This is a genomic window from Streptomyces sp. NPDC005483 (assembly GCF_040606035.1).
GTDB lineage: Bacteria > Actinomycetota > Actinomycetes > Streptomycetales > Streptomycetaceae > Streptomyces.
Map to the genome: position 1 here is coordinate 110909 of NZ_JBEXEA010000011.1, position 12376 is coordinate 123284.

A 12376-nucleotide genomic window follows, 5' to 3' on the forward strand; every position below is an offset into this window, starting at 1 on the left:
ACCGACGGTCCCGCTCAGCCGGTCTCAGAACTTGATACTGCCGATCATGCCCGCGATGTTGGTCGTCAGCTCACTGATCGTCGGTGCGATCGAAGAGGCGGCGAGATAGAAGCCGAGCAGGATGCACACCACGGCGTGCCCGCCCTTCAGTCCCGACTTCTTCACCAACAAGAAGACGATGATCGCCAGCAGCACTACCGCCGAAATTGAGAGTGCCACGGCGGCTCACCTCCAAAGATCCCAAGAGCGCGGGGGGTCGGACCAGGGGGGCAGATAAATCCATACAGCAGCCAGCGGATTCATACCCACTATGCGGTAGTGATCATAACTATCCGGGCCTGCGCATCCGTCGGCGCACGGCCGCACAAGGGGGCGCATGGCCAATATGGTCGGGGCATGACGACCGAGCCTGACTCCTTCCCCCGCCGGCACGCCCGTACCCAGCGCTTCACGCTCGGCGCGCCGCGCGCGTTCACCGTGGCGCCCGACGGATCGCGTGTCGTGTTCCTGCGCTCGAACTCCGGCACGAACCGGGCCAATTCACTGTGGGTGCTCGACACGGCGGACGGCGGGGAGCGCGTGGCGGCCGACCCGCGCGCCCTCCTGGGCGGCGCCGAGGAGCGCCTCTCGCCCGAGGAGCGGGCGCGCCGCGAACGCAGCCGCGAGGGCGGTGCCGGCATCGTCGGCTACGCCACCGACGCAGCCGTCGAGTTGGCCTCTTTCGCGTTGTCAGGGCGGCTTTTCAGCGCGGAGCTGCGGGCCGGCACGGCACGTGAACTGCCCGTCCCGGGACCGGTGATCGACCCCCGCCCGGCTCCCGACGGGCGGCACGTCGCGTACGTCGCCCGGGGCGGCCTGCGGGTGGTGGGCGCCGAGGGCGAGGACGACCGGGCGCTCGCCGCTCCGGAGTCGGACCACGTCACCTACGGTCTCGCGGAGTTCGTCGCGGCCGAGGAGATGGGCCGCTCACGGGGCTTCTGGTGGTCGCCGCAGTCGGACCGGCTGCTGGTCGCGCGCGTGGACGACACGCCGGTGCAGCGCTGGTGGATCTCCGATCCGGCCCACCCGGAGCGTGATCCACAACACGTCCCCTACCCGGCCGCGGGCACCCCTAACGCGGACGTACGGCTGTTCGTGATCGCTCTGGACGGGGTGCGCGCGGAGGTCTCCTGGGACCGGCGGCGCTATCCGTATCTGGCCCATGTGCACTGGTCAGCGGCGGGTGCTCCGCTGCTGCTCGTACAGGCGCGCGACCAGCGCAGTCAGCTGTATCTGGCGGTGGATCCGGAGTCCGGCGCGACCCGGATGGTGCACGCGGACGAAGATCCAACTTGGCTGGATCTTTTCCCCGGGGTGCCCTGCTGGAGCCCCTCGGGACAGCTCGTGCGGATCGCCGACGAGGGTGGCGCGCGGGTGCTCGCGGTCGGCGAACGGCCGCTGACCGGACCGCAGTTGCACGTCCGCGCGGTACTCGACGTGGCCGCGGACGACGTGCTGGTCTCGGCCTCGGCCGGCACGGACGCCGAGTCCCCGGAGACCGGCCAGGTGCACGTCTACCGGGTGAACGAGCTCGGGGTGGAGCGCGTGTCGCAGGAGCCCGGCGTGCACTCGGCGGTGCGCGCCGGGGGCGTGACCGTGCTGGTGTCGGCGACCCTCGACCGGCCGGGCAACCGGGCGCGAGTACTGCACGACGGCAAGGAGAGGGCCACTGTCACCTCGTACGCGGAAGATCCCGGTTTGACCCCCCGCGTGACGCTCGTCGAGGGGGGCGCACGAAGGATCCCGTGCGCCGTGCTTATGCCTCAGGACTACGCCGGTGACAGCCCCCTTCCGGTTTTGCTGGACCCGTACGGGGGTCCGCACGGACAGCGGGTGGTCGCCGCGCACAACCCGCACCTGACCTCGCAGTGGTTCGCCGACCAGGGTTTCGCGGTGGTCGTGGCCGACGGCCGGGGCACCCCGGGCCGCTCCCCCGCCTGGGAGAAGGCGGTCCGGGACGAGCTCGCGGCGGTGGTCCTCCAGGACCAGGTGGACGCGCTCCAGGCGCTGGCCGAGGACTTCCCGCTGGACCTCTCCCGGGTCGCGATCCGCGGCTGGTCCTTCGGCGGCTACCTGGCGGCCCTCGCGGTGCTGCGCCGCCCGGACGTCTTCCACGCGGCGGTGGTGGGCGCCCCGGTCACCGATCTGCGGCTGTACGACACCCACTACCAGGAGCGCTACCTCGGCCACCCGGACGAGCAGCCGGAGGTCTACCGCCGCAACTCCCTGGTCGGCGACGAGGGTCTGGTCGACGCGGCGGAACGGCACCGCCCGATGATGATCATCCACGGCCTCGCGGACGACAACGTGGTGGTCGCCCACTCCCTGCGCCTGTCCTCGGCCCTGCTGGCCGCGGGCCGCCCGCACGAGGTGCTGCCGCTGTCCGGCGTGACCCACATGACCCCGCAGGAGACGGTCGCGGAGAACTTGCTGCGGCTTCAGCTGGACTTCCTGAAGCGGTCGTTGGGGATGGCGTAGGCACGGCAGCGGGCCGGGACGACATGGCGCGTCCCGGCCCGCTTACGGCACCCGCACGGCCGTACGTTGTAGAGACTGACGCGTCCGTATATCGGAACCGGGTCGGCAAAGTTGCCGCCGTGTTACTCCGTCCCCTCCGGCGGTACCACCTGCTTCTCCTCCGCGAAGTGGCAGGCCGAGTCGTGCGCGGCCGGCCCGCTCACGTGCCGGAACTCCGCCGGCACCGCGAGTGCCGGGACCTCGAGGGCGCAGCGCTCCTGCGCCTTCCAGCAGCGGGTGCGGAAGCGGCACCCGGACGGGATGTTGGTCGGGGACGGGACATCTCCGTTGAGGATGATCCGTTCGCGGTGCTCGCGCGCCTCCGGGTCGGGCACCGGCACGGCGGACAGCAGCGCCTGGGTGTAGGGATGCGTCGGATGGTCGTAGATCTCGGCGTCCCGGCCGATCTCCACGATCCGTCCCAGGTACATCACCCCGACCCGGTCCGAGATGTGCCGGACGATCGACAGGTCGTGCGCGATGAAGAGGTACGACAGCTCGAACTCGCTCTGCAGTTGGTCGAGGAGGTTGATCACCTGGGCCTGGACGGAGACGTCGAGGGCGGAGACCGGTTCGTCGGCGACGATCACCTCGGGGCGCAGGGCGAGCCCCCTCGCGATGCCGATGCGCTGGCGCTGGCCGCCGGAGAACTGGTGCGGATAGCGGTGGATGTACTCGGGGTTGAGGCCGACGACGTCCAGCAGGTCCTGGACCTTCCTGCGCCGGTCGCCCTTGGGGGCCACCTCGGGGTGGATGTCGTACGGCTCCCCGATGATGTCGCCCACCGTCATACGGGGGTTGAGGGAGGTGTACGGGTCCTGGAAGACCATCTGGATGTTGCGGCGGACCGACTTGAGGGCCTTGCCGGAGAGCTTGGTGATGTCCTCGCCCTTGTACTTGATCAACCCTTGCGTCGGGCGCTCGAGATTGACGAGCATCTTGGCCACGGTCGACTTGCCGCAGCCGGACTCCCCGACGATGCCGAGGGTCTCTCCTTTGTGGAGCGTGAAGTCCACGCCGTCGACCGCCTTGACGGCACCGATCTGCTTCTTGAACAACACGCCCTGGGTCAACGGGTAGTGCTTGACCAGTCCACCCACTTCCAGGATCGGCTCAACCATGGAGGCACTCCGTCCAGAAGTGACAGGCACTCGTCCGTCTGTCGTCGACGTCGTACAGAGGCGGTACGTCCGTCCGGCACACCTCCCGGGCCATCGGGCACCTGGGGTTGAACGGGCAGCCCGGCGGGATGTTCATCAGGTTGGGCGGCAGTCCCTTGATGGCGTACAGCTCCTGCCCCTTCTGGTCGAGACGGGGGATGGAGTCGAGGAGTCCGCGGGTGTACGGGTGGGCGGGCGCCTTGTAGATGTCGTGGACGGGGGCCTGCTCGACGATCCGGCCCGCGTACATGACGGCGATCCGGTCGGCCACGTCCGCGACGACACCGAGGTCGTGGGTGATGAGGATGAGCCCCATGTTGTACTCGCGCTGGAGCTCGGCGAGCAGGTCCATCACCTGGGCCTGGACGGTGACGTCGAGTGCGGTGGTCGGTTCGTCGGCGATGATCAGCGCGGGTTCCAGGGCGAGCGCCATCGCGATCATGATGCGTTGGCGCATACCGCCGGAGAACTGGTGCGGGTAGTCCTTCACGCGCTCCCTGGCGGCCGGGATGCGCACCCGTTCCATCAGCTCGACGGCCTTGCTCCGAGCGTCCTTCTTCGACATGCCCCGGTGCACCACGAACATCTCGCCGAGCTGGTCGCCGACGGAGAGCACGGGGTTGAGGGAGGACAGCGCGTCCTGGAAGATCATCGCCATCTCGGCACCACGGAACTTGCGCCGCTCGTCCTCCTTCAGCTTCAGCAGGTCCTCCCCCCGGAAGAGGATCTCGCCGCCGGTGATCCTCCCGGGAGGCATGTCGAGGATCCCCATGATCGCCTGCGCTGTCACCGACTTCCCCGACCCGGACTCCCCGAGCACCGCGAGGGTCTCCCCCGCGTCCACTCCGTAGTCGACCCCGTTGACCGCCTTGGCCACCCCGTCCCTGGTCCTGAACTCCACATGCAGATCACGCACTTCGAGCAACACGGCGACTCACCTCAGCTTCGGGTCGGGGCGTCGCGGGTGGCGCCGCGGGGTGGGGGGAAAGGGGGGTTCGGCTGAGGGGGTCGCGCCCGGAGCACGCGCCGGGTACGTCGGCGTCGGGCGGGGCGAACAGAGGTGAGCGGAAGGGCCACAAACCCACCCTTCCGACGGAACGCAACCGCGGTGATTCCCGCCCCGGCGGCGCCCCCGATCCCCGCACGAACCGCCCGTAGGGCCATCCGCGCCACCCGCGGACACGACGAAGCAGCGCGGGCGGAACGGGCACCGGGACACCGCCCCAACCGGAACGCAACCGCGGGTGATTCCCGCCCCCGCGGCGCCCCCGACACGCCGCGTCGCATCCCCCGCCTCCCCGCACGAACCGCCCGTAGGGCATCCCAGCCCCCCGCGGACACGACGAAGGAGCGCGGGCGGAACGGGCACCGGGACACCGCCCCAACCGGAACGCAACCGCGGGTGATTCCCGCCCCCCGCGGCGCCCCCGGCACGCCGCGTCGCATCCCCCGCCTCCCCGCACGAACCGCCCGCATTGCACCCCAGCCAACCGCGCCCAGGTCCTCCCCCGGGCCCGCATCGGCGACAACGCCACGGACACGACGAAGCGGCGCGGGCCGCCGGTACAGCCGAACACGCCACGCCTCCCGGCCCAGGTCTTCCCCGCACGAACCGCCCGCAGCGCACCCCAGCCGCCCGCCCCGGTACCCGAGCGCCCACCTGGACGACGGCGAAGCCGGGCTCACCGCACCGCCCGCCCACGTCCGCTCACCTCAGCTTCGGGTCGAGGGCGTCGCGGACCGCGTCGCCGAGCATGATGAAGGCGAGGACCGTGATCGCGAGAGCCCCGGCCGGCCACAGGAGCATGTGCGGGGCGTTGCGGATGTAGGGGGAGGCCGCGGAGATGTCGATGCCCCAGCTGACCGTGGGGGGCTTCAAGCCCACGCCGAGGTACGACAGGGTCGCCTCCAGCGAGATGTACGTACCGAGGGCGATGGTCGCCACGACGATCACCGGGGCGACCGCGTTCGGGGCGATGTGGCGCAGCAGCAGGCGGGAGTTGGAGGCGCCCAGCGCCCTGGCCGCCTGCACGTAGTCGTTCTGTTTGGCGGTGATCACCGAGCCGCGCGCGATGCGGGAGATCTGCGGCCAGCCCAGCAGCACCATGAACCCGATGACCGGCCACACCGTGCTGCTCGTGACGACCGACAGGAGCACCAGACCACCCAGCACCACCGGGATCGCGAAGAAGATGTCGGTGGCGCGGGACAGGATCGAGTCCGAGAAGCCTCCGAAGAAGCCGGCGAGGCCGCCGAGGACCGACCCGAGGAGGGCGACGCCCAGCGTGGCGCAGACGCCGACCGTCACCGACGTACGGGCGCCGTACACCGTGCGCGTGTAGACGTCGCAGCCCTGGCCGTCGTAGCCGAAGGGAGCGCCGGGCTGGGAGCCCTCCTGGGCCTTGGAGAGGTCGCACTTGAGCGGGTTGCCCGACGCGATCAGCGACGGCCACAGGGAGATGACGACCAGGAAGAGGATCACCAGGGCGGAGACGATGAAGACGGGGTTGCGGCGCAGGTCGCGCCAGGCGTCGGACCAGAGGGAGCGGGGTTTTTCCTGAGGGCCCGTACCGTCGGGGCGCTTCTCCAGGGTCGTGGCCTCGCTCACCGCGAGATCCATCGCACCGCCCGCTCCGGTCCCGGCGATCGCGCCCTCTGGTTCCTGGGATTCAGGCATAGCGGATCCTGGGGTCGAGGACGGCGTACAGGAGGTCGACGAGCAGGTTGGCGACCAGGAAGACCAGGACGAGGACGGTGACGAAGCCGACCACGGTCTGGGTGTTCTGGCGCAGGATGCCCTGGTAGAGCTGGTAGCCGACGCCGTGGATGTTGAAGATGCGCTCGGTGACGATCGCGCCGCCCATCAGGGCGCCGATGTCGGTGCCGATGAAGGTGACGACGGGGATGAGCGAGTTGCGGAGCAGGTGCCGCGTGATGACCCTGCCGCGGGGCAGCCCCTTCGCCACCGCCGTACGGACGTAGTCGGACCGCCGGTTCTCCGCGATGGACGTGCGGGTCAGCCGGGTCACGTACGCCAGCGACACGGACGCGAGGACCAGGCCGGGCACGAGCAGTTCGCCGAAGGTGGCGTCCGTGGACACCGACGGTTTGATCCAGCCCCACTCGACGCCGAGGAGCAGCTGCAGCAGCAGACCGGTGACGAAGGTGGGGATGGAGATCACCACGAGGGTGAGGAGGAGGACCGAGGTGTCGACGGGCCGGCCGCGCTTGAGTCCGGTGATCACGCCCAGGGTGATGCCGACGACGATCTCGATGAGGATCGCGACGATCGTCAGCCGGATGGTCACGGGGAACGCCGTCGCCATCAGCTCGGTGACCTTCTGGCCGTTGAACGCGGTGCCGAAGTCGCCGGTGAAGACGTGCCCCATGTAGGTCAGGTACTGCTGCCAGACCGGCTTGTCGAGGCCGAACTCCTTCTTGAGCTGGGCGGACGTCGCCGCGTCGCACTGCTTGTCGCCGCACAGGCCCGCGATGGGGTCGCCCATCACGTTCACCATGAGGAAGATCAGCAGGGTCGACCCGATGAACACCGGGATCATCTGGAGCAGACGCCGGACGACGTACCGTCCCATGGCGGGGTCAGCCGACCTTGATCTCGTTGTAGACGGGGACGCTGAACGGGTTGAGCTTCACGTTCGAGAGCCGCTCCGAGTAGCCCGCGCTGCCGTTCTGGTACCAGAGCGGGATGGCGGCCATGTTGTCCCGTACGACCTTCTCGGCGTCCTGGAACTTGGCGACGGCCTTGGCGGTGTCGGTCTCGGCGTTGGCCTCGTTGACGAGCTGGTCGAAGTCCTTGTTGGACCACTTGCCGTCGTTGGAGGAGGCGTTGGTGTAGTAGAGCGGCTGGAGGAAGTTCTGGATGAGCGGGTAGTCCATCTGCCAGCCCGCCCGGAAGGGGCCGCTCATCTTCTTCGCGGTGATCTGGCTGCGGAAGTCGGCGAAGGTGCCGACCGGGTTGCCGACGCAGGCCTTGTCGTTGTCGAGCGCGTTGTTGATGGAGTTGCAGACCGCGTCGATCCACTGCTTGTGGGAGCCGGTGTCCGCGTTGTACGTGATCTTGATCTGGCCGCCGGGGAGTCCGCCGCCTTCCTTGATGAGCTTCTTGGCAGCGGCGGGGTCGTAGTCGCAGGCGTCGCCGCACAGCCCGTCCTGGAAACCGCCTTCCTTGCCGAGGACCGGGGAGGTCCAGTCGGTGGCGGGGGTGCGGGTCTTCTGGAAGATCGTCTCGGTGATCTGGGCGCGGTTGATCGCGCGGGAGAGTCCGGTGCGGACCTTCTCCGTACCGGGCTTGTTCCAGTTCTTGTCGTAGAACGGGAAGGCGAGGGTCTGGATGATGCCGGCCGGGGTGTTGATGTAGCGGCCGCCGAGGTCGCTCTTGACGTTCTTCAGCTGGGCGGCCGGGACGTCGTCGACGAGGTCGAGGTTGCCGGCCATGAGGTCGGTGTAGGCGGTGTTGTTGTCGGTGTAGACCTTGAGGGTCACCCCGCCGTTCTGCGCCTTGTCCGTGCCGGGGTACCCGCTCCACTTCTTCAGGGCCATCTGCGAGCCCTTGGTGTACGACTCGATGGTGTACGGCCCGTTGCCGACGGGCTTGCTCAGCCAGCCCACGTGGTCGGTGAAGAAGGCCTGCGGGAGCGGGGCGTAGGCGGGATAGCCGAGGGTGTCGGGGAAGGTCGAGAACTTCTGGTTGAGCTTGACGGTGAAGGTGTTGGTGCCGGTGACCTTGAGCCCGGAGAGGGTGTCGGCGGTCTGCTTGCTGCCGTCGTCCGGGTGCGTCTTGTCGTAGCCTTCGATGTAGCCGAAGAAGTAGGCGTTCTTCTGGTTGTTCTTGAGGGAGGCCCCGTAGTTCCAGGCGTCCACGAACGACTTGGCGGTGACCTTCTCGCCGTTGCTGAAGGTCCAGCCGCTCTTGACCGTGATCGTGAAGTTCTGCGAGTCGCTCGTGTCGATCTTCTCGGCGAGCATGTCCTCGGCCTTGCCGGTCTCCGGGTTGTACTTCTTCAGGCTCCGGAAGATCATGTCGAGGACCTTGCCGCCCTGCACCTCGTTGGTGTTGGCCGGCTCCAGCGGGTTCTGCGGGTCGCCCCAGGAGGAGCTCAGCGTCGCGCTGCCGTCGCCGCTGCCACCGCTGTCGCTGCCGCTGTCCCCACCGCCGCAGGCCGACGCCGCGAGGGTTACCGCCGCCGCGCATGCGGCCCATCTGGCGTGCGTGGCTCCACGCATGGAGTGCCTCCTCAAGACTGATCCGTTACCGGCCAATATCGGACCAAAAGGAGTCTTCTGCGCGTATTCCGCCACCATTCGGGGGGAGGCCATCCGAACGGAGCGACGCGAAGGTGCCACACGACAACCGGGTGGTGATGCACGGTGTTCGTGCATCACCACCCGGTCAGAGAACGCAGCGTCGGTCACCTGTGGCGGCCGGCACTGCTGCACTCACCTCGCGCACCGCGTCTACTTCGGCTCCTCCACGGCGGCAAGCGCAGGATCCAGCACGATGTCCTCGTCCCGTGCCTCCGTGGACGGGTCCTCGGGGAAGTGGCAAGCCGTCAGGTGGCCTTGGCGGTTGCCCGAGAGCTGGACGAGCGGCGGCTGCTCCTCGGCGCACTTGTCCTGCGCCTTCCAGCAGCGGGTGCGGAAGCGGCAGCCGGACGGCGGCGAGATCGGGGAAGGGACGTCACCGGCCAGACGGATGCGCTCGCGCTCGTCGCTCTCGCCATCGAGCGAGACCTCCGGAACCGCGGAGAGCAGGGCGTGGGTGTACGGATGGCGAGGCCGGTTGTAGATCGAGTCCCGGTCGCCGACCTCGACCACCTTGCCGAGGTACATCACCGCGACCCGCTGCGAGAAGTGCCGTACGACGGCCAGGTCGTGGGCGATGAACAGGAACGCGATGCCGAGCTCGTCCTGGACCTTCTTGAGCAGGTTGACCACCTGCGCCTGGATGGACACGTCCAGCGCGGAGACCGGCTCGTCGGCCACGATCAGCTTGGGGTTCAGAGCGAGCGCACGGGCCACGCCGATGCGCTGGCGCTGACCGCCGGAGAACTCGTGCGGGAAGCGGTTGTAGTGCTCCGGGTTGAGGCCGACGAGCTCCAGCAGCTCCCGGACCTTCTTCTCCCGGCCGCCCTCCGGCTCGATCTCGTTGACCTCCATCGGCGACTTGATGATCGTGCCGACGGTCTGGCGCGGGTTGAGCGAGGAGTACGGATCCTGGAAGATCATCTGGATCTCGGACCGCACGGGCGCCAGCTGCCTCCGCGAGGCGTGCGTGATGTCCTGGCCCGAGTACGTGATCTTTCCGTCGGTCGGCTCCAGGAGCCGGGTGATGAGCCGGCCCGTGGTCGACTTGCCACAGCCGGACTCGCCGACCAGGCCGACGCTCTCGCCGACGCCGACCGTGAGGTCGATGCCGTCCACGGCCTGCACCGCGCCGACTTTCCGCTTGATCGGGAAGCCGCCGTAGATCGGGAAGTGCTTGGTCAACCCTTCGACCTGAAGGAGCGTCTCGCGCGCAGAGGTGTCGGGGGAGCCCTGCTGTGCGGGGAGGGTGAGGTTGTCGCTCATGTCTCGGTTCTCCCTAGCGCAGCCGAGGCTGGATCTTGTCGATGAAGATGGACTGCTTCTGCTCCGCCGTCAGATGGCACGCGGAGGCACGGCCCTCTCCCAGCGTCGGCCGGGAGTCGGTGCACAGCGTGCCCGGCACCTCGTCCTTGAAGGCGCACCGGGGGTGGAAGGGGCAGCCGGAGGGCGGGTTGAGCAGCGAGGGCGGGGAGCCGGGAATCGGCACCAGCTCCTCGTTGACGTCGCTGTCCAGCCGCGGCATCGAACTGAGCAGACCCCAGGTGTAGGGGTGCCGGGGCGCGCGCATGACCTCGCGGACACTTCCGCGCTCGACGGCCCGGCCCGCGTACATCACCAGCAGGTCGTCGGCCATGCTGGAGATGACACCCAGGTCGTGGGTGATGAAGATGATCGCGGAGCCGAACTCCTGCTGGAGGTCCTTGAGCAGGTCCAGGATCTGGGCCTGCACCGTGACGTCGAGTGCGGTGGTCGGCTCGTCGGCGATCAGCAGCTGGGGGTCGCACATCAGCGCCATGGCGATCATCGCGCGCTGGCGCATACCGCCGGAGAACTGGTGCGGATAGTCGCCGAAGCGCACCTTGGGCTGAGGGATGCCGACCTTCTCCAGCATCTGGATCGCCCGGTCCTTGGCCTCCTTCTTGGAGGCGCCCGTGTGCTTCATGAAGGGCTCGGAGAGCTGTCGGCCCACTGTGTAGTACGGGGAGAGCGCCGTCAGCGGATCCTGGAAGATCATCGCCATCTTGTTGCCGCGAAGCTTCTCCATTTCGCTTTCGCGCGCGGTGATGAGCTCCTGACCCTCCAGCAGGATCTCGCCGTCGATGGCGGCGAACTGAGGGTTGTGCAGACCGAGGATGGTCAGGTTGGTCACCGACTTGCCGGAACCCGACTCTCCCACGATGCCGAGTGTCTGCCCGCGCTCCAGATCGAAGCTGAGCCCATCGACAGCCTTGACGATGCCGTCCTCGGTCTTGAACCGTACGCGCAGGTCGCGCACGGAAAGGAAGGCCCCGGTATCGGCCGAGACAGGAGCCCCCGTTTCCTTGGTCACAGTGGTCACAGAAAGCTCCTAGGACAGCCGCACGCGCGGGTCGATGAACGCATAGCACGCGTCGACGATGATGTTGAACAGAAGAATCATGGCGGCCGAGAACAGCATCACCCCGAGCAGCAGGGGCAGATCACTGAAGTTCACCGCATCCACGGCCAGCCGGCCGAGGCCCGGCAGGCCGAAGGTGTACTCGGTGATGATCGCACCACCCAGCAGCGAACCGATGTCGATGCCGAAGATCGTCACGATCGGGATGAGGGAGCCGCGCCATGCGTAGCGGAAGAAGACGTAACGCCGGGACATGCCCTTGGCCCGCGCCGTCCGCACATGTTCTTCCTGGAGCTGCTCGATCATCGAGGACCGCGCCATACGAGTGTATTGAGCCGCGAAGATCGTCGAGAGCACGGCCCACGGGATGATCAGTCCGGTGAACCAGGAAACCGGGTTGTGGGTGAAGGGCACGTAATCGGGCTCGTCCAACAGGTGTGCCTGGAAGACGACAATGGCGAGCACGAGCGGACCGAGGAAGTAGATCTGCATCGAACTGAGCACCATCGCACCCGCGGTGAAGGTCTTGTCGACGACCGTACCGCGCTTCCAGGCGGCGATCATGCCCGAGCCGAGACCGACGAGCAGGAAGAGGACCGCGGCACCGAGAGAGAGGGAGACCGTGGTCGGCAGGCGGTCGATCAGGGTCGACCAGACGTTCTCGTTCGTGTGGTACGAGTAGCCGAAGCAGGGTGCGGGGCAGGGCCCCTGAGCGAAGTCGTTGCGTCCCGCGATCAGACCATGCAGGAAAATCCAGAACTGCTCAGGGATCGATTTATCGATACCGAGCGTCCTATGGATATTGGCCAGGGCATCCGGGGTGCAGGTCTTGCCGCACATCAGCAGCGCCGGATCACGTGGCATGCCGAAGAAGAGCAAGAAGGCGACCACGGTCAGTAGGACCAGGATCACGGCGGCGCCGAGAGACCGGCGGAGGATGAAGCGCAGCATCAGAAGC

The 12376-nt window shown here is 68.1% G+C and carries 10 protein-coding genes; 1 reads left to right on the plus strand and 9 read right to left on the minus strand.

The window, feature by feature from the left end; genetic code table 11:
• Positions 1 to 24 precede the first annotated feature (24 nt).
• Positions 25 to 219 (minus strand): hypothetical protein, encoded by a 195-nt coding sequence (locus tag ABZT06_RS22255; RefSeq protein ID WP_007384493.1) that lies wholly within the window; start codon positions 217 to 219, stop codon positions 25 to 27.
• Between the two features lie 177 nt (positions 220 to 396).
• Here ABZT06_RS22255 and ABZT06_RS22260 point away from each other — a divergent pair, with 177 nt between their 5' ends.
• The gene (locus ABZT06_RS22260) at positions 397 to 2517 is read left to right on the plus strand and encodes a prolyl oligopeptidase family serine peptidase (RefSeq protein WP_355743365.1); all 2121 of its coding nucleotides are present in this window, start codon (positions 397 to 399) and stop codon (positions 2515 to 2517) included.
• A 122-nt stretch (positions 2518 to 2639) separates the two neighbouring features.
• Here ABZT06_RS22260 and ABZT06_RS22265 read toward each other — a convergent pair whose 3' ends face one another.
• The 8 genes from ABZT06_RS22265 to ABZT06_RS22300 all read right to left on the minus strand — a co-directional run bounded on the left by ABZT06_RS22265 (position 2640) and on the right by ABZT06_RS22300 (position 12369).
• Complete coding sequence (locus ABZT06_RS22265) at positions 2640 to 3677, minus strand: dipeptide ABC transporter ATP-binding protein (RefSeq protein ID WP_355743368.1); 1038 nt, start codon at positions 3675 to 3677, stop codon at positions 2640 to 2642.
• Complete coding sequence (locus tag ABZT06_RS22270; RefSeq protein WP_355743371.1) at positions 3670 to 4644, minus strand: ABC transporter ATP-binding protein; 975 nt, start codon at positions 4642 to 4644, stop codon at positions 3670 to 3672. Before ABZT06_RS22270 ends, ABZT06_RS22265 begins: the two co-directional genes overlap by 8 nt.
• A gap of 780 nt (positions 4645 to 5424) precedes the next feature.
• Positions 5425 to 6393 (minus strand): ABC transporter permease, encoded by a 969-nt coding sequence (locus ABZT06_RS22275; RefSeq protein WP_355743374.1) that lies wholly within the window; start codon positions 6391 to 6393, stop codon positions 5425 to 5427.
• Entirely contained in the window at positions 6386 to 7309 is a 924-nt protein-coding gene (locus ABZT06_RS22280) for an ABC transporter permease (RefSeq protein ID WP_355743377.1), read from the minus strand. The genes ABZT06_RS22275 and ABZT06_RS22280 overlap by 8 nt, the downstream gene beginning before the upstream one ends.
• Before the next feature lie 7 nt (positions 7310 to 7316).
• The gene (locus ABZT06_RS22285) at positions 7317 to 8960 is read right to left on the minus strand and encodes an ABC transporter substrate-binding protein (RefSeq protein WP_355743380.1); all 1644 of its coding nucleotides are present in this window, start codon (positions 8958 to 8960) and stop codon (positions 7317 to 7319) included.
• Positions 8961 to 9191: 231 nt separating this feature from the next.
• Positions 9192 to 10304: a dipeptide ABC transporter ATP-binding protein gene (locus ABZT06_RS22290; RefSeq protein WP_355743383.1), complete on the minus strand. Its 1113-nt coding sequence runs from the start codon at positions 10302 to 10304 to the stop codon at positions 9192 to 9194.
• A 13-nt stretch (positions 10305 to 10317) separates the two neighbouring features.
• A complete protein-coding gene (locus ABZT06_RS22295; protein WP_355743386.1) occupies positions 10318 to 11379 on the minus strand; it encodes an ABC transporter ATP-binding protein in 1062 nt (353 codons plus the stop codon).
• Positions 11380 to 11388: 9 nt separating this feature from the next.
• Positions 11389 to 12369 (minus strand): ABC transporter permease, encoded by a 981-nt coding sequence (locus ABZT06_RS22300; protein ID WP_355743389.1) that lies wholly within the window; start codon positions 12367 to 12369, stop codon positions 11389 to 11391.
• Positions 12370 to 12376: the final 7 nt, after the last annotated feature.